This window comes from Chitinophaga sp., assembly GCF_035538455.1.
Taxonomy (GTDB): domain Bacteria; phylum Bacteroidota; class Bacteroidia; order Chitinophagales; family Chitinophagaceae; genus Chitinophaga.
This window is the reverse complement of sequence record NZ_DATLKJ010000037.1, coordinates 127,127-145,795: the sequence shown is the minus strand read 5'-3', so window position 1 is coordinate 145,795 and position 18,669 is coordinate 127,127. Positions and strand designations below refer to the sequence as shown.

General features: G+C 48.4%; 12 protein-coding genes. 11 read left to right on the top strand and 1 reads right to left on the bottom strand.

Annotated features, from left to right (window positions below; translation table 11 throughout):
- The first annotated feature begins 2 nt into the window (after window positions 1–2).
- The gene (locus VM802_RS04250) at window positions 3–1,793 is read left to right on the top strand and encodes a chloride channel protein (RefSeq protein WP_325528312.1); all 1,791 of its coding nucleotides are present in this window, start codon (window positions 3–5) and stop codon (window positions 1,791–1,793) included.
- 59 nt (window positions 1,794–1,852) lie between these two features.
- Window positions 1,853–2,860, top strand: a complete 1,008-nt coding sequence (locus VM802_RS04245) for an MBL fold metallo-hydrolase (protein ID WP_325528310.1) — start codon at window positions 1,853–1,855, stop codon at window positions 2,858–2,860.
- Here the strand turns inward: VM802_RS04245 and VM802_RS04240 are convergent.
- Window positions 2,855–3,775: a class I SAM-dependent methyltransferase gene (locus VM802_RS04240; protein WP_325528308.1), complete on the bottom strand. Its 921-nt coding sequence runs from the start codon at window positions 3,773–3,775 to the stop codon at window positions 2,855–2,857. The two genes, VM802_RS04245 and VM802_RS04240, sit on opposite strands and share 6 nt — an antisense overlap.
- Before the next feature lie 57 nt (window positions 3,776–3,832).
- Here VM802_RS04240 and VM802_RS04235 point away from each other — a divergent pair, with 57 nt between their 5' ends.
- The 9 genes from VM802_RS04235 (at window position 3,833) to VM802_RS04195 (ending at window position 18,657) form a co-directional block, all read left to right on the top strand.
- Window positions 3,833–4,417: an RNA polymerase sigma factor gene (locus VM802_RS04235; RefSeq protein WP_325528306.1), complete on the top strand. Its 585-nt coding sequence runs from the start codon at window positions 3,833–3,835 to the stop codon at window positions 4,415–4,417.
- Between the two features lie 111 nt (window positions 4,418–4,528).
- Entirely contained in the window at window positions 4,529–5,518 is a 990-nt protein-coding gene (locus VM802_RS04230; RefSeq protein ID WP_325528304.1) for a FecR family protein, read from the top strand.
- Window positions 5,519–5,740: 222 nt separating this feature from the next.
- A complete protein-coding gene (locus VM802_RS04225) occupies window positions 5,741–9,181 on the top strand; it encodes a TonB-dependent receptor (protein ID WP_325528302.1) in 3,441 nt (1,146 codons plus the stop codon).
- 24 nt (window positions 9,182–9,205) lie between these two features.
- Window positions 9,206–10,924, top strand: coding sequence for a hypothetical protein (locus tag VM802_RS04220; protein ID WP_325528300.1), 1,719 nt, complete (start codon window positions 9,206–9,208; stop codon window positions 10,922–10,924).
- A gap of 5 nt (window positions 10,925–10,929) precedes the next feature.
- The gene (locus VM802_RS04215) at window positions 10,930–12,102 is read left to right on the top strand and encodes a hypothetical protein (RefSeq protein ID WP_325528298.1); all 1,173 of its coding nucleotides are present in this window, start codon (window positions 10,930–10,932) and stop codon (window positions 12,100–12,102) included.
- Between the two features lie 22 nt (window positions 12,103–12,124).
- On the top strand, window positions 12,125–13,195 hold the full coding sequence (locus VM802_RS04210) for a fasciclin domain-containing protein (protein ID WP_325528296.1): 1,071 nt from the start codon (window positions 12,125–12,127) through the stop codon (window positions 13,193–13,195).
- Window positions 13,196–13,205: 10 nt separating this feature from the next.
- Complete coding sequence (locus tag VM802_RS04205) at window positions 13,206–14,375, top strand: fasciclin domain-containing protein (protein ID WP_325528294.1); 1,170 nt, start codon at window positions 13,206–13,208, stop codon at window positions 14,373–14,375.
- Between the two features lie 23 nt (window positions 14,376–14,398).
- Window positions 14,399–15,376 (top strand): fasciclin domain-containing protein, encoded by a 978-nt coding sequence (locus VM802_RS04200; RefSeq protein ID WP_325528292.1) that lies wholly within the window; start codon window positions 14,399–14,401, stop codon window positions 15,374–15,376.
- Window positions 15,377–15,387: 11 nt separating this feature from the next.
- Window positions 15,388–18,657, top strand: coding sequence for a TonB-dependent receptor (locus VM802_RS04195; protein ID WP_325528291.1), 3,270 nt, complete (start codon window positions 15,388–15,390; stop codon window positions 18,655–18,657).
- The last annotated feature ends 12 nt before the right edge of the window (window positions 18,658–18,669 follow it).

Sequence of the window (18,669 nt, the reverse complement as noted above, 5' to 3'; positions counted from 1 at the left end):
TTATGAATCATATAAAAGAACGAAAAACAACGGGAAGCGTATCACGGAGAGTATTTTACCTGAGTGTACAGGCATTGCTGAATGCATTGCTGGTGGGCTTTGTAGCCAAAGGGCTGGTGTTGCTGATCAGTCTTTTTACCAACCTGGCCTTTTATGGAAACTTCTCTTTTGAGGAGAATGGCCCTGCCGGCAATCACCTGGGCTGGTATGTAGTGTTGGTGCCTGTTGCAGGCAGCATTATTGTCGGGATCATGGCGCGCTTTGGGAGTAAGGCCATCCGCGGGCACGGCATTCCGGAAGCAATGGAGAATATTATACTGAACGAAAGCAGGATACCGCCGATTATCACTTTTCTGAAGCCTTTGTCTGCAGCCATTTCCATCGGTACCGGTGGTCCGTTCGGGGCGGAAGGTCCTATCATTGCCACCGGTGGGGCATTGGGTTCTTTCACCGGGCAGGTGATACACATTTCTTCTTCTGAAAGAAAAGTACTGCTGGCTGCCGGTGCGTGTGCTGGTATGTCTGCCATCTTCGGAAGTCCGCTGGCAGCTATCCTGTTAGCCATAGAACTGTTGTTGTTTGAGTTTTCGCCACGTTCTGTAATACCTGTTGCTATTGCCTGTATAACAGGTGCAGGTATGCACCTGCTGTTGTTTGGCGATGCGCCTGTATTTGCGATGCCAGCCATCCCGGCAGTATCTGATACAGCCCTGGCTGTGTATGTGCTGATGGGTGTAGTAATTGGTGTGGTGGCAGCAATGGTATCGAAATCGGTGTATCTCGTAGAAGACCTCTTTGAAAAGCTGCCCATACACTGGATGTGGTGGCCGGCACTGGGGGCGGTAGCAGTGGGTGTTATAGGTTATTATGCTCCGCATACAATGGGAGTAGGTTATGATAACATTACTACTTTGCTGACGGGTAATGTATCGCTGACATTGATATTTTCACTGTGTGTGCTGAAGTATTTATCCTGGGTAATATCGCTGGGCAGTGGTACTTCCGGCGGAACGCTGGCGCCCTTGTTTACAATCGGCGGGGCTGCCGGAGCGTTGATCGGTATGGGTGTACTTGCGTTGTTCCCGGGTTGCGGCATCAACCTGGCAACAGCTGCTCTGATAGGTATGGCTGCCATGTTTGCGGGTGCCTCACGTGCATTGCTCACAGCTATTGTATTTGCACTGGAAACCACCGGTCAGCCACATGGACTGCTGCCATTGATAGGAGCTTGTACCAGCGCTTATTTTGTATCGTTCTTCCTGATGAAGGGCAGCATCATGACAGAGAAGATCCGCCGCAGAGGTGTTGCCACACCGGAAGAATATATGCCTGACCTTATGCTGCAGATCAATGCCGCGGGTGTAGCTACTCCACTGCCGTTCAGGATCACGGATATGATGAATGTCGTGCAGGCCTATACTTTATTACAAGATCAGCCATACTATCAGCGTTATATTATTGTTACCAACGAAGAAAACCAGTTCAAAGGCTACCTCGACCGGCAGCGACTTGAAAATAGTCATGGAAGCATTACTGCGTTGCTGGAAAAAGCAAAGCCGTTTGCTGCTGCCGGCGATGATATGGCAACGGTGGCATTGGTCCTGGATAAGCAACCCATGGATGTACTGGCAGTGCTGCAGGACGACAAGGTGACCGGTATGGTCACCGCTGATGCAGTACTGCGCAGGTATGCTGCAAAACGCAGCGCAGCCGGCAGGTATCATTCCGCGTTCTTCGGAAATACGCGCCTGCTCAGACTGATGGCCAAAGGAAAGAGGATATTGCCACAGTAATTTCCTCCGATGCAACCGTGTACATAATTGTAGTACTTTTACTGCGCCAATAAAGCAGTATGTTTTACAAACCCGCAAACAAAGAGCGATTGCAGCAGTCCCACAACTTCAGGGATGGCGCATTCCAGAACCTGACGTTAACTCCCATGAAACCGGAAGGGGTTTCCTATTACAGGATGATAAAGGACGCGCTTAACAAGCCGGAAGAAGTGCGCCCGCCGGTGATGTTACCGTCGGTGCGCACTGACCTGAAAGCAGTGCACTCCGCTAAACCGGTAATCACCTGGTTCGGGCATTCCTCTTATCTTATACAGATCAACAGTATGAACATAATGGTGGACCCGGTATTCAGTGGCAGCGCAGCGCCATTCTCCTTTATGGTGAAGGCATTCCCCGGAGCGGATGTCTATACGGTAGCAGACATGCCGCCAATCGATATACTGATCATTACGCATAATCACTACGATCACCTGGATAAAAAAACACTGCGGCAGCTGCTGCCTTCGGTGAAGGCAGTGTATACACCGTTGGGTGTAGGGAGTGATCTGCAAGTGTGTGGCAGTCATCCTGTGCCTGTAGAAATGGACTGGTGGGATGATGTGGAAATCATGCCGGAAGTATCATTAGGAGCAAGGCCGGCAAGGCATTTCTCCGGAAGGGGATTGAAACGGGGTGGGAGCCTCTGGGCCTCTTTCCTGCTTAACGTATACGGGTACACGATTTACCTGGGCGGTGACTCAGGTTATGATACACACTTTAAGGCCATAGGAAAGGCCGCCGGTTCTATCGATCTGGCGATACTGGAATGCGGGCAATACAATGACCACTGGCCATTTATCCACATGAAGCCTGAAGAAACGGTGCAGGCAGCCATCGACCTGGGCGCCAAAGTGTTGATGCCTGTGCACTGGGCGAAGTTTGCACTTGCCACTCATGCATGGAACGAGCCTCCCATCCGGGTTACAAAGTATGCGGCTGAAAGAGGCGTAGCGATTACCACCCCCATGATCGGAGAACCCGTGATTGTTGGCGAGAGTTATCCCCAGCAACAGTGGTGGTATTTATAAACTGAATACGGCCATCTCAAGAAAACCGTCGCCGCGTTCGCGGAATACATGATTCTCGCCCAGCAGCCTGCGTGCTGTTTCATAAAGCGATATAAACTCAACCTGGCTGGCATTCAGTGCGGCAGCCATCTCTGTGATGGTGAGACGGCTTGTAATATTTAGTTTGATATTAAGAACCTTCTCTATGACCTTTATAATATCATTGTAATAATGCAGATGGTATGCAGGGATGTCATCTCTTGTCAGCATAAAGTCCAGCAGGAGCATATTGCGGTGGTCCACAGAACTAAACAATTGCATGGTATTGATGAATTCTTCATTAGTGATATAATATATCAGTCCTTCAAAAATAATCAAAGTCGGAAGATCAGCACGAAAGTCATATTGACGCAGTTGCGCATCGAGTTGTGAAGTATCCGTCACGTCGCATCTGATGAATTGCACTGTAGTATCTCCCTGTAGTATATTTTCATAGATCTTTTCCTTCTCTTCAATATACCCGTTGTCTATCTCAAAAATATTACTGATACGATCTTTATATTTTTCTATGATCAGCAGGGAGAGCGGATCAAGCCCGGCGCCTAATATCAATACCTGCTGTAATGGATATTGCTGCATTCTTTTTTGTAGCAGATCGCGTACGCTCTGTTTACGGTAAAAAACCATTTCCCGGAAGAGCGGATAGGCCGCCAGGAGACATTGTAATAGATCGCTCACTTCTTCCGTATCAATTTTACTGATATATAACCGCTCTGACGGGGAATCATAGATCTTAGCGGCTGCATCGAGAACCAGTCTTGCCGTAGCAGGCACTTTTAGTTTAATGGTCATAATGAGGATATTGGTTACAATAAATTTATCGAGAATAAGCGTATCGCTATAGCGGTGTTGCACTATGCTTAACAATAATTTCATACATCAGGGATAACTTCCTCGCACAGGGCGCATTACTTTTGACGGTAGATTTACGTAATGAACCCGGTAACAGAAATACTGCCTAACGAATCTTTCCTTGTGAGTAAGTTGAGGGAGGGAGATGAAAATGCATTCAGGCAGATATATGATTTCTATTGGGAGAAGCAGTATAATCTTGCATTTTATAAACTGGGAACCAGAGAACTGGCAGAAGAGTTGACCCAGGAAGTATTTACAGCATTGTGGCTGCAAAAGGAAACGTTAGATCCCGGACGCCCGCTACGGCCTTATCTTTCAGGTGCTATGAAAAACCAGATCCTGAATGCCTGGCGTAAAAATCACTCACGCGAAAAATATCTGCAACAGGTAACAACCGAAGAATCGTCAGAACACCTGAATGAACAACTGGCCTATAATGAACTGAATGACCTGATCCATCAGGAGATCAGTCGTCTTCCTGAAAAATGCAGGGAAGTATTTACACTCAGTCGTGTAAAAGGTTATACTGTTCAGCAGATTGCTGATGAACTCAAAATCTCTCCTAAAACAGTTAACAACCATCTGGTAAAAGCCCTGAAATCCATGCGCATAGGGCTGAAAGACTATATCACCATACTGGTGCTGTTCTATCTGAGGAGTTAACTCCCGGCTCCTTTCTGTTAACATTAATTTCATATTGCATGAAGTAGGTGTTTGATGATGCTTGCGGTAATAATATACCGGGTAAATGTCATGTACCTATAAACGTAATGCATGCACGAAAACGAGAAAATTAAACGCCTGATAGACTTATACCTGTCAGGAAAAGCCAATGAAGAGGAAGAACAGCAGCTTAATGAATGGTTTAGCCAGCTGCATGCTGCGCCGGAAGCGGGTTACAAGCCGTTGTTGCCGGAAGAGCGGCAGCAGCTGGGAGAGCGTATGTATCAGCGGATACAGGAAGATCTGCGGCCGCATACAGTAGTTGTCGGGCCGGAACGATCCGTGCGCCGCCTCTGGTGGAAAGTTGCTGCAGCGGTTATTCCGTTGGCAGTACTCTCAGCGGCCCTGCTGTTCAGCAAGTGGAATACTGCACGCAAAACAACTGCGGAGGAACCTATGCTTGACCTGTATACACAGAAAGGGCAACTCTCAAAGATTACCCTGGCAGATAATACCGTGATATGGCTGAATGGCAACAGCCATCTGCGTTACCCGCAACAGTTCACTGGTAGCAACAGGAAAGTATACCTCGAAGGAGAGGCTTATTTTGAAGTACAGCAAGACCCTGTACATCCCTTTATCATTGAAAGCGGCGGTTATCGTACGCAGGTACTCGGAACCGCCTTTAATATCCGTTCTTATCCCACACCGCATATTTACAAGGTAACAGTTACTTCAGGTAAAGTGGCTGTGTACAGGCATTCAGACAGTACGTCGGCAATCCTGCTTACTGCTGACCAGCAGGTGATGATCGACTGTGACGAACACACACAACAGGTTAGGCAGGTGCATGCAACAGAGCTGCTGGCCTGGAGGAAAGGAGGCGTGAGCTTCGAAAAAGATCCGTTGATGGAAGTAGTGGCAGCTATGGAGAGCCGCTATGGTGTTGTGTTCAGGTTCGAGAACACTATACTGAAGAAGAAAGAGATCAGCGGCGTGTTCGACAATGGTCAGTCGCTCGACGATATTCTGAAGATATTATCCAGGGTGTATTCCCTGCACTTTAAAAGACAATCGAATGGTATAATTGCTATTTCCTGATCCTTTAAAATTTTAAGATGAAAGAAAGATTTACTTAAGCTGTTACACAAAAAAACCGGCTGCGTTTCGCATCCGGTTCTGTATGCGATGTGCATGACACCTGGCCTGAGAAACCGCATCACGCAATCGCTGTCAACTAATTAACCCGATGGATTAACTAATAAACAAGGTAAAAGTATGAATTTTTCCCTGGGGAAACCCTGTGCTTTTTTAAAATGGGTTATGCGTATCTCCTTTTATGTAATGGCGTGTACCTTAATAGCCACTAACCTGATGGCCAGCATTTCCGGCAAGGGGCAGTCTCTTTCACGGGTCAATGTTTCAGTAAACATCAATCATCAGCCGCTCCGCAATGCGCTGAAAGAAATAGCCGCCATTTCCAATGTAAGGATCTATTTTGATGATGAACAGATAGATAAATACAAGTCTGTAAATGTTCGTGCTGAGAATCAGCCGCTGCTGCAGGTTTTGGAAACACTGCTCTCACCGGCCGGCATGACGGCGGTAGTATATGATAACAGTAAAATAACAGTGCTGCAAAAGAGCGCACTGCCTCCACCTGTGAAAGGAACAGTAATGGATGTACGAACAAAAACACCGCTTCCCGGCGTGGCTGTACGAATTAAAGGCCGTTCTGCCGGCGCCATCACAGATGCCAATGGCCACTTCAGCCTTGATGTGCCGGAAGAAGGCGCCACCCTGCTGATCTCCTTTATTGGCTATCAGCCGCAGGAAGTCAGGGTCGCCGCAGGAGCTGCCAATGTACAGGTATTGCTGAAAGAGAGCCGCACGCAGCTCAACGAAGTACAAGTACAGGCCCGCAAGAAAACCAACACAGAAATGGCGGTACTCGCGGAACGCAAGGCATCTGCCATTGTACAGGATGCTATCTCCGCAGCCAATATTGAGAAAACAGCCAGCATCACGACCACACAGGCATTACAGCGTGTATCAGGTGTAACGGTTACAGACGATAAATACGTGGCTATCCGCGGTCTTGGCGACCGCAGCGTGATAGGACAGCTCAACGGCGTGCGCCTGGCTTCTTCAGATCCTGACCGCAGCGCCATTCCGCTGGACCTGGTACCGGCATCCTTGCTCGACAACATCACCATCTATAAAACCTATACGCCCGACAAACCTGCTGATGCTGCCGCCGGTATCGTGGAACTGAAAACCAAATCAGTACCTGACGGACAAGCATTCAGCATCACTGCACAGACAGGTTTCAACACCAACATCGGTATCGGTGGTAGTGTGAATAGTTTCTATGGCAGCGATCCCGGCTTCTTCGGTCAGAAAGTAAAGAACAGCGGATTGTCTGATGATTTTGTTGCTCTCGGAAAGCAATACCCCGGTGGTTTTGCGCAAGTGCAGTCCATGATCGCGCACAACCGAAATAATCCGGCGATGCAGCAGGAAGTAAACCGTATCAACAACATCATGCATGATTTCTCGCCTGTGCTTACCACTCATTACGCACCGGCAAAAATGAATCAGCTGTATTCTGCTACTTATGGTAATAGCTTTACTGTTTTCAAAAAACATAAGCTTGGACTCATCGCCGGTGTGAATTACTATCAGCGTTCAACAGACATACACGGCGGCGATCTCACACAATGGAGCATTTATCAGGGCGTATTGACAGGTAATGCCCAGGTGAACAGTGTAAGGGTAATCCCTAACTATATCACGCCGAACAATATCAATATGGGTAAGTATCTTTCCTATAAAGAAAATACAGGAACGAATACCCTGAATTATGGTTTCCTGGGAGGTCTTACCTATCGTTTCAACCCGCGTCACGAGATCAGCATGCAGTATCTCGGCAGCCGCGGAGCTGATGTACAGGCATCTAACCTGTATGGCGGATACCAATACAGTGGCCTTTCGGGTGACGTGTCCAGTATCGTGTATTCCCTGAAGAGAAGTTACCGCACACTGAACACATTTAACCTGCAGGGGGAACATAAATTCCTGAAGAGTGAATATTCACCCAGACTCAGCTACAACATTGCAACATCTACATCCGGACAGGATGATCCGGATTATCGCTTTGTGAACCTGGCAGCTTATCGTCCTGCCGGTGGCGGTGGAATCTCTTTCCCCGGTGAAACGCCAGGAGTCGGTGGAACACCTACAGGAACGCTGGCATACTACTCACTGGTGTCGGGGTATGTGAATGGATATGGTCCTTACGGTATCATCCAGGCTGACCCCAACGGCCGTCGTTACCGCCGTCTGCATGAAACCAACTACAACTATAAGGCAGATATTGTGATACCTTTCCCGCTGGCCGGCCGTAAGCAGGAGTTTAAGACAGGTGTCAATTATCTGCACCGTGACCGCGATTTTACAGAAAACGTGTTATCATTACCCGGCTCTAACTTTTCTTCTTCTGGTAATAAGGCCCTGTACATGGCGCACGGCAATCTCGACCGCCTCGTCGGCTATGATCAGATTGGTGTAAAAATACCTACAGGCAGCACCGGTGAAGGAGAGCCGATGACAGGCGGTTTCCTTTACAATGCGCAGAAATCTCCCAACAACTATAAAGGCTTTTATGAAACACGCGCTTTCTACGGCATGCTTGACCTGCATGTACTGAAGAACCTCCGGCTCACGGGTGGTGTGCGTTTTGAAATGACAGACATACAGGCGGCAGTGGATACAGCCGGTGTATTCCTCGACCCTTCTCTTACGCAACCCAATAAGGACGGACAAGTGGTGAAGCTGGTGTTTACGGAGCCCAACTCCGTATACAAAGCGGATTACAAACCATACTACTCTGCGAACGTTACCTACACATTTAAAGAGAATATGAACTTCCGGCTGGGTTTCAGCACTACACTGGCAAGGCCGGAACTGCGTGAGATTACCAATGTGTTTGAATTTGATCCGTTCCAGTTTGCATTGGTAGTTGGGAATCCTAAATTGAAGAACCAAACGACCACTAACTACGATTTCCGCTGGGAATGGTTCCCGGCTCCCGGTGAAGTAATATCTGCTTCTGCATTCTACAAGGAAATAGACAATCAGTTAACCAAAGTATACACCCAGAACTCTAAGGGCCTGGATGCACGTTTTCCTGAGTTTCCGGCTATCGTATTCCGCAACGACCCGAACAGAGGCCGTGTATACGGATTGGAGCTGGAGATCGTGAAAGACCTGGGGAAACTCTGGCGCCCGATGCGCAATTTCTTCCTGGGTTCCAACCTGCTGCTGGCACAAAGTGATATTCAGAAAACGCCGGAGCGCCTGGAGTCTTCACGTGCTATCGACAGGCGTGCTCCAACCAACAGCCCGTTATTTGAACAGGCGCCCTATTCAGTCAACGTCTTCCTCAACTATAACAATCCGAAGTCCCGTACAGACATAACCGCCACTTTCAATATGGTAGGCGAGCGCCTGATCCAGATTAACCTGAGTGGCGAGCCCGATCTCTACAGCAGACCCTTACCGGTACTGGACCTGGTTTTCAGCCAGTATCTCTCCAAAAGATTACAGCTTAAGGGGTATATGAAAAATATACTCGACCAGCCGTATGAGGAAGTATATGCGAACCCGGGTACTGGTGGAAAGTATTACGGAAAAACGTACATCCGCCGGAGTTATAAGCGCGGAAGCGAGGTAATGCTGGGGTTAACCTATCATATTTTTTAAGGGTAAACTGAAAACTGCAAGCAGATGAAAGTAATAAGATATTTTTTGTGGATAACATTCCTGGCCGGAATAGCATCCTGCAAAAAAGATAAAGCCGACTTTATTTACACTGAGCAACCTACACAACCGCCGCTTACAGCGAGCAATGTACGTTACCTCAATTATGGAAGAAAACTGGTGGAGCTGGCTATCAACGGCAAGCTGCTTACCAGCGCCATTCCCCCTGATCGTGATGGATACTACGGAGACGCCAATACGAAGCCTACACTTTATTTCCCCTCAGGAAGGATGGGTAGCAGCTTTACCATTCCGCAAAACATGATATTGCAGGATGGTACGGCATTCATACAGCTGGGTTCAATGGCTTACGGAACCACCGCGCCTTATTTCGAGAAATCATTTTCCATTAAGGAAGATCCTGTCAATCCGAAAGATTACTATAACGTTACCTATGGACCACATATGGGCCAACTGTTGATAGACGATTCAATCTTCCAGGTACCGCGTTCCGTTTCTCCGCCAGCTGATCCTTCTCATTTCAAGGTAAGACTACTGAACCTCGGTTCCGCGCCTGACAGGGCGGGATTGGAAGGCGCTTTCAGCCTGGCGTGGGCAGACGGCACACTCGTAGATAATAAAACAAACAATGTAGCGTCTGGCGCCTACTCTGATTATATAGAGCTGCCTTATGGATCTTACCAGTTTAAAGTGATGACAGCAGATGGCAGACAGCTTCCTGCAGTCAGCCCGAAAGATGATATCTTCAATACCGTCAATCCTAAAACAGGTACTTTCTACGCACGTACCGGCAATACGAATGATTACTGGCTTGTTTATGCACCACTGCAGACTTACCTGCCAGGCGGCGTTTATACGATAGTGGTATCTGCAAACGGGTACATATGGTATCCTCCCGGTTCCATTTATCCGGAAGGCGCCGTATTGAACTCATATCGCGTGGTTGCAGATATCAGCAATCCGGTAAATGTGACCTACGCACGTATACAGGCTGTAAATGCGTTGCCAGGATCTGCAATAAATCTCCTGGTGGATGGAAAACCTATACAGGAAGGTAGCCTGGGCTACAGCACTGCTTCTGAGTTTCGTAGCTATATAACGGGCACGCATACGCTCGAAGCGATTGACGCCAAAGGCGCCGTACTTGCAAAGCAGTCAATGAACCTGGCAGGCAATGATAATTTCACTGCCTGGGTATATTCCGATGCAACAGGCAAGCCGGCGCTGGCACTTGCCGCCAATAACCTCAGCGGAGGTCTCTATGCCGGTACTTCCGGCGATGATGGTACCTACAGCCATTACAAATATCCACTGACGTTATCCGTGCGCTTCCTCAATCTCACCACCGATCTTCCTGAGGTGACCTTCACCGGCGACAACGGTCAGCTGTTCTCTGCCACGTTTGGCACTTCATCTGCTGCGAGTCAGCATCTGAAGCAAGGCCAGGTGGTGGCGGAGCAGCCCTATGTGATATTCCCTCCGGCACTGGGCATCAGCAAAATATATGCTTATGGATCGCAGACAGGAGTACTCCCCGGCGACTGGTTACGTGGTATACCTGCGCTTTCTGGAACAGATTTCATTGCAAGGAAAGAACTGTATACCAGCACACCATTACCTCCATTTGAATACGGCGTGTATACGGTAGCGTTAGTAGGCGCTGTGAACCCAGACGCTCCGGTATCCCGGAAAGCAAAAATGATCATCATCAAGCACAACAAATGAGAAACATGAAATTATATAATAGCAGGACCGTTGCTGTCATGCTGACGGCAGCTGCGCTGTGGCTGGCGTCAGGGTGCCGTAAAACGGATTATCCAACTGTGGCTAACCCGGCATATGTACGGGTGTTCAATTGCCTGGTATACGAACGTAGCATTGATAACAAGGATCTGCCACAGCCTTTTCTTACCATGCTGATAGATCCGCAGCTGGATGCTGCCGGTGTTCCCGTAGGAGCGGCCATCACCGGCGATTTCCTGGATACACGCGACCAGTGGGCGCGGCCCTATCCTGATGCCGGTAACACTTCACGCTGGCAGAAGGAATATCCCGGAGGATTGAAAAATATACCCGGTCCCATCGTCAATGGCTTCGACTTGTCGAGCTATGCACAGATGCCCGGTGGCGAACACCGTATTATGTTTGTTACACGGCCGCTCAGTGATGTGCCTTTCTTTTCACTCAATGCAGAACTCCGCTCCGGCATCACACTGGATACTACAATTAAGCTTGATGCAGGAGAGATCTATACAATGAATGTATTGCAGCGCAAAAACAAAGACAGAAAGGCGTCGCTGTATGTAAGGCAGGAAACATTTACCAAACAGCCATTCTCCGATACGATGGTATATGTGAATTTCTATAACCTCAGCTCCGAAGGTTTCTTCAGCAATTTCGATTACAGCAACACCAATGCGCTGCCGAGCCGGGCAATGCGGGATACCATGCAGGTATTCTATTCATTGTACAATGTGGAAAGTACCCAGCGTGTCATCCCGGGATACAACGGTAACCTGATGACATCCTTGTATCGCTCACAGGCAACAGATGTACATCCTTACTTCAGCTTCCCGCTGTTTGCTGATACCATCCCCAGCCGCATCTACACCCGTCCGGTTGCACAACGGTTTACGTTCCTGGTACCTGGCGTTACGCCGGCGGGCAATCCCTACATATCCGGCGCCGAGTCTTATGGTAATTATACAGAACTGGCCGTAGGTAACGGTTTGTCAGGCACGCCATTTACCATCACCGCCGATCAGCGGACAGGGCTTGTGATCAGTATTCATTCCGGTATTTATAACCCGCGCTCTTTCGCTACGGTAAATACGATTGAATACATAAACGGAAGAATGTTCCTGACCACCATACAGCGCCGGTATGACCCGCCTGTTTATTAGTAACGATGCAAAATTCAGTAAGATGAGATTATTATCTTTTTATACTACGTATAACCGTAAACGTAAGCATGCCTGGTGGCTGGTAATCTGCTGTATGCTGGCAGTGACGGCATGTAAAAAGACAAACCTGCTGGTGAAGGAAGAGCACACCGGAACAATCCGTCCGCTGGGCGACTTTATCCGCAACAACTACGACCTGAGCCTGCTGGCCGCCGCAATGGAAAAAACCGGACTGCTGGACACATTGAATAGCACCGGCCCCTTTACCATCCTGGCGCCTGACAACAGTGCCTTCAACAATATGGGTATCAGCAAACCGGAAGATTTTGACAGAATGAATAAAGACAGTCTGCGTTTTATGATGCGTTACTGCCTGCTGCCCGGACGTTTATATACTACCGACTTCCCCATCCAAATGGATATGAAGTATACCACATTGTCAGGTGCTATCACTTATATCTCTACCGTGGAAAACTTCTTGGGTCCCAATGCTGACGACAGGCCGATGACGATGAACGGATGTCAGGTAAAACAACTGCCCAAGCGGAATATACCGGTTATCAATGGGGTAGTACATATCATATCGGATGTGGTAAAGTATCGTGCCGGCACTATCCAGGATTACCTGGCCACAGATACCAGTCTTGCATTGATAGTACAGTTGCTGAAGCAAACCTCGCAATGGGATGCCCTGAAAGGAAAAGGACCATTGACGGTCTTTGTGCCCAACAATGATGTGCTCCGTTCTTACAACCTCACGTCCGACAGCATCGCGAAAATAAATCCTGCGCACTACGTACAGGAGGCTTTCGGCATTTATACGCTGGACCTTACACCACGGCACATTTTCTCCAGGGATCTGTTCCTGCTCGGTGGCTCAGGGACCAGCGTCAACTATATCAGGTTGGGAGAAGTATCCTTTGTGCCAGACAGGCTCGGGCTGAGGGTGATTAACCGGAAAGGCCTCAGCGGGCAATTAGGCCCTTCTGAGATACGCTATACGCAGCGCGGCTCCGATGTGATGGTGGATAATGGCGTTGTACACCAGATTGATAACCTGCTGATATATCCTGATTCATTGTTGTTGAAATAATTTTTGTTGTATGCAGATCAGAAAATTAATTATAAACGGATTACTGCCCGCTTTGTGCCTGTTGTTCTCATGCAAACAGGAAGACTTGCAGGTGACGCCGATCGGAGAGCCAGTACCTTACACTGGTATAAGCAAAAATATGACACAGCTGCTGGATAGCACCAATTACAGCATATTAAAGGCTATCTGGAAGAAAGCCAATATGGACGCTGTCATGAGGGATAAGGCAATAACAGCTTATACCTTGCTGGCGCCAACAGACGCTGCATTTGAAGCAGCCGGTATCAATATGACATCGGTAAATAATATGTCGGTGGAAGATGCAGACACCTTGCTGCATTATCATTTAATCGCTAACAGAATCTCCCCGGCATCATTGAAAACGGCTGTCGGTAACATAGGACAAGTAAGCTTGTTGCAGGCTGACATCCCCGATTACAGCCCCTGGAGCAAGTATGTCTACCGTCACTTTATCGGTATCCACGGTGGAAAACTGATGATCGATGGAAGAACATTTCCATTGAAGGCACTGGAAGCCACAAACGGAACGATCTATGAACTGAATGAAGTCTTGCAGCGGCCTAAGGAAGATATGTTATCCTACTTGCAGAACGACCCCAGGTTCTCCATGTTCCTGGAAGCTTTAAGGATCAATGACAGCGTGTATTATCCTTTTCATGACTATGCCAAGGGACTCCCTTCTCTGCGGAATTCAGACAAAACGGCGCCGTTTACCGTGTTTGCCCCTACCAATGAGGCTTTTGCCAAAGCGGGATTTCATACATCTGAAGACCTGATGGCATTGGCTACACGATACCCGGTAGGAGATCCATTCTATGATGATGATTATTATTACCAGTACCCGGTGACTTCACTGGATTCGCTGTTGCTGCCTCATCGTTCGAATATAATGGTGTACGGTTCCGGCGCCAGTTTCCCGATAGTATTCCTGTCCAATGACCTGACAGATAATCCAGGCGTGACAGGATTCATCATCCGTACGGCTTCACCAGGCCAGGCGGGAACACTGATTTTTAACCTGGAATTCACACATGACGGAGACAATATCAGTGTGAGAAGATTGAAATCCAAAGCGCCGTTTGTACCGGTAGTGGAGAAAGATAAGTTCTTCCTGAATGGTGTAATCCATGTGGTAAATGATGGATTGTTTGTTCCATGATCATCTTATAAAGCATTCATCCGATGAAAAGAAATATATACTTACTGTCGTTGATTGTCCTGCTCTTTTCATGTAAGAAAGATGAGGAGATGGCGCCGGTCAATGATCTGAATAACCGCATCAACTATGTGATTGCGGATAATAAATTCAATTTTTCCTGCCTGCAGATGGCGCTCACTGTCACCAATATGAGTGATAAGCTTGCCGGCGAAGGCCCTTTTACTGTACTGGCGCCGGATGATAATGCCTTCCAGGCAGCCGGTTATGGCAATGCTGGCGCCGTAGCGCTGGAGAGCGGAGCGGTGTTGAATAACATGGTGAAGTATCATGTACTGAATGGCCGCTGGGAACTGAATAAACTGCCTTTCCGGTTTAACCAGGAAATTGCCACCAGCTTAGGCACCCGCCTGTTTGTAACGCGCTGGGTAAAAAATACAGACACCGTGCTCGTGATCAATGGTGCGAAGGTTACTGCAAGCAACCTGAAAGCGAGCAATGGCCTGATACAGGTACTGAGTGCCGTATTGCAGCCATTGGCCCAGAGCAAAATCAGTGATGCGATTGCGGGAGATTCAAGCCTGACTTTCTTCAATGTGGCACTGCAACAGGCTGGTATGAAAGAGTTACTGAGAGGAGAAGGACCATATACCATCTTTGCCCCGTCCAATAATGCCTTCAGGCAGGAGGGCTTCCCTTCCATTGATAGCATTGCACAGACTGATGCGTCCATACTTCAATCCATGCTCAAGTTCCACATCCTTGCTAACCGCCGGTTCATCTATGACTATGTGCTTAGTACGGATGAAACAGATGTGTCCAGGCAGACGATGCTGAACAACAGTACCACTACAGTAAAGCTGCTGAAGGGCGGTGTCAGTTATACAGGTATCACCATCGAAGGAAGCGGAAATGCGCAGCCAGCCAGTATGCAGAAATCCAATATACTGGCTGATAACGGCGTGCTGCACATCATCGATAAAGTTTTGAAAGAGAATTTTTAAAGACCTTACGCATGAACAAACTATATACTTTTTGCTGCTGGTGTATGATGCTGTTACTAACAGTAACGTATACACGCGCGCAGGAAACCAGCGGCCGGCTCGATGGCCGCATACTGGATGAAAAAGGACGACCGGTGCCGGGAGTAACCGTGCAGGCAGTGCATACGCCATCCGGCACACGCTATGGCACCATTGCAGGCGCCGACGGCCGCTATCACCTCACAGGACTGCGTGTAGGCGGCCCTTATCAGGTGCTGGCCACCATGATGGGCATGACCCCGCAGGTGAAAGACGGCATTACCATCCAGCTGGGTGCTCCGCAACTACTCAATTTTGTAATGGCCGACGGCAAGAAGCAACTCAGCGAAGTAGTGGTGAAAGGTGCCAGAACAGCCCGCGCCAATAGTACCGGAGCCGGTCAGAACATCAGCCGCCTACAGGTAAGTAATACGCCTACCATTGCCCGCAGCATACAGGATATTACGAAACTGGTACCACAGGGTTCTAAAGACAACTCTTTCGGCGGTACCAACTTCCGTTACAACAACGTAACCATCGATGGTGCGATCAATAACGATGCAATTGGCTTCAGCCCTTCAATGGGTGGTATCACCGGTACTTCCGGTATGCCCGGCTCCAGCACCGGCACCAACCCGGTATCACTGGACGCAATTGAAGACATGCAGGTATACCTGGCGCCTTTTGATGTAAAGATCGGCAACTTCACCGGTGGAAGTGTCAATGCAGTAACACGCAGCGGTACCAACCAGTTTTCCGGTGCTGTATATGCCTATGGTCGCAATGCCGCTATTACAGGGAAAGATAAGGCGGGGAGCCTTGGAAAGATGAACAATGACTTTTATGATTACCAGGCTGGTTTGAGACTGGGCTTCCCGCTTATTAAAAACAAACTCTTCTTCTTCACCAACGAAGAGATCACCGGCAGACAGCTACCATCACAGCTTACCACTGGCGTCAGGGAAACGGCACATATCCTCTCCGTGAAGGATGCCGGCGATATCCGCAATGCCACTATCCAGCGGTACGGTAACGCATTCGATCCAGGCAACGCCGGGATGTTCAATGCAACATCGTCTTCTTCCAAATTCTTCAACCGCCTCGACTGGAACATCAATGAACAACACCAGCTGTCGGTACGTAATAACACGATCTTCTCACATGCTATACTGATGGACCGCGACCAGCAGGATTTCCGTTTCAGCAGTATGGCATATAAACAGACCAACAACCAGACATCTACCGTAGCAGAGCTGAAGACACGATTTAACCGTCAGCTGGCTAACAGCCTGGTGGTAGGGTATACCGTAGTGAACGACAAGCGTGATCCTGAATCATCTCCAAACCTGCCGCAGGTACAGATCATGGGCCGTACACCGGGAACCACCATCTACCTGGGTACCGACCGCGAAGCCGCTATCTTCAACATGCAGCAGCGCACCTGGGAAATCACTGACAACCTCACCTGGTATAAAGGCAAACACACTTTCCTTGCTGGTACGCACAATGAGCTGTACCGCATCCGCTACGGCTTTGTAAACAGCTGGAACGGACGCGTGGATTATCTCAGCATCAACGATTATCTCAACAATACTCCCTATCGGGTAAGAGGTAGCTACAACTATACCAGCAATGACAGGAATTATATCCTTGATCATCCCGAAGCGGAGTTTAATGTGAATATGTTCAGCGCCTACATACAGGATGAGATACAGCTGACCGATAAACTGAAGCTGGTTCCCGGACTGAGAGCTGATTACACAATGTTACCGGAGAAGCCTGTACTGAGTGATAAAACAAGGAATGCCACTACTGATGGTTTCTTGGGTAACACTTACGACTACACGCCGCTGAACCGTATCACCAATCACTTCTTCGGTAAAGTACAGGTATCCCCGAGATTGGGCTTCCGTTACGACTGGAACGGTGACCAGTCGCTGATCCTGCGTGGAGGCATCGGTATGTTTACCGGCCGTATTCCTTTTGCATGGCTGGCTTACGCTTATTATAACAACGGTGACGCCTATGGGTCATTTGACCAGAAAGCAGATCAGAAAGCCTTTGTTCCCGGCACAGATCCGCTTAAGCCAGGTAATAACGGCATCGCTGATTTCATTGCACAGAACGGTGCTGTTATCAACAATAAGAACTCTGGTAAAACACAGGTAGACGTAATTGATAATAATTTCGTGATGCCGAAGGTGCTGCGTGCCAGCCTGGCTGTAGATTACACTACGCTTAATGGTTACAGGTTCACCGTAGAAGGGATGTATACCAAAAGTCTGAAAGATGTGATATTCAAACAGGTGAATATCAAGGATGATCCGCGGTATTATGGTTTCGACAGCCTGCGGCGTCAACCCATATTCGGCGGCGCTGTAGATCCCCGTTTCTCCAATGCCTATGAGCTGAGCAATACCAGCAAAGGGTATCGTTACAGCCTTACCGCCAGCGTAAACAAGAGCTTTAATATGGGCCTCAGCGGCAATGTAGCATATACTTACGGAGAATCGAAAGACGTTTCCAATGGTATCCGTAACTCCATGGAAAGCAACTGGCAGCTGAATCAGGCGCTGCATCCCAATAACCCGGGACTGGCCTACTCCAATTTCGATATCCGTCATCGTATAGTCGTTAATGTTAACTACCGCAAAGCGTGGACACCGAAGTGGGTAAGCAGCCTTTCTGTGCTGGTCACTGCACAATCCGGCTCACCATTCACCTATGGTATTGTGAACAACAGTATCCAGGGATTACCGCAGCAGGTAAGCCTCGTGTACATTCCGAAAGAGCAGGAGGCTATTGGTTACTTCCAGGACTATACCGATGCATCGGGCCGTGAGATCACTGCAAAGGACCAGGCAGCAGCCTTTAATACTTATGTGGATGGCAATGCTTACCTGCGCAGCCGCAGAGGTAATTTCACTGAAAGGAATATGGGTCGCACACCCTGGAATACGCAGGCTGATCTTCATTTTGCACAGGAGTTCCACTTCTCTGAAAAAGCAGGCAGCAGTTACCTGACGTTTACGCTGGATATTATGAACCTTACTAACCTGTTGAATAAGGATTGGGGGAGATCTTATTTCTCTCCCAATACCTTCAATTCCACAGCCAGCGTGGGACTGACACCGGTGTTTCCTGGCCGCCAGAGCAAGGATAATAACCCGGTATATACCTTCGGCGATCCTGGAACGCCTTATTCCATCGACTTCTTCGGATCAAGATACCAGCTGCAGATGGGTATGCGCTATTCATTCTAAATTAAAATCATT

Excerpts from the sequence above, each read along its gene's own strand:
- VM802_RS04250 (WP_325528312.1), top strand. The coding sequence starts at position 3 with ATGAATCATATAAAAGAACGAAAAACAACGGGAAGCGTATCACGGAGA.
- VM802_RS04245 (WP_325528310.1), top strand. The coding sequence starts at position 1,853 with ATGTTTTACAAACCCGCAAACAAAGAGCGATTGCAGCAGTCCCACAAC.
- VM802_RS04240 (WP_325528308.1), bottom strand. The coding sequence starts at position 3,775 with ATGAAATTATTGTTAAGCATAGTGCAACACCGCTATAGCGATACGCTT.
- VM802_RS04235 (WP_325528306.1), top strand. The coding sequence starts at position 3,833 with ATGAACCCGGTAACAGAAATACTGCCTAACGAATCTTTCCTTGTGAGT.
- VM802_RS04230 (WP_325528304.1), top strand. The coding sequence starts at position 4,529 with ATGCACGAAAACGAGAAAATTAAACGCCTGATAGACTTATACCTGTCA.
- VM802_RS04225 (WP_325528302.1), top strand. The coding sequence starts at position 5,741 with ATGCGTATCTCCTTTTATGTAATGGCGTGTACCTTAATAGCCACTAAC.
- VM802_RS04220 (WP_325528300.1), top strand. The coding sequence starts at position 9,206 with ATGAAAGTAATAAGATATTTTTTGTGGATAACATTCCTGGCCGGAATA.
- VM802_RS04215 (WP_325528298.1), top strand. The coding sequence starts at position 10,930 with ATGAAATTATATAATAGCAGGACCGTTGCTGTCATGCTGACGGCAGCT.
- VM802_RS04210 (WP_325528296.1), top strand. The coding sequence starts at position 12,125 with ATGAGATTATTATCTTTTTATACTACGTATAACCGTAAACGTAAGCAT.
- VM802_RS04205 (WP_325528294.1), top strand. The coding sequence starts at position 13,206 with ATGCAGATCAGAAAATTAATTATAAACGGATTACTGCCCGCTTTGTGC.
- VM802_RS04200 (WP_325528292.1), top strand. The coding sequence starts at position 14,399 with ATGAAAAGAAATATATACTTACTGTCGTTGATTGTCCTGCTCTTTTCA.
- VM802_RS04195 (WP_325528291.1), top strand. The coding sequence starts at position 15,388 with ATGAACAAACTATATACTTTTTGCTGCTGGTGTATGATGCTGTTACTA.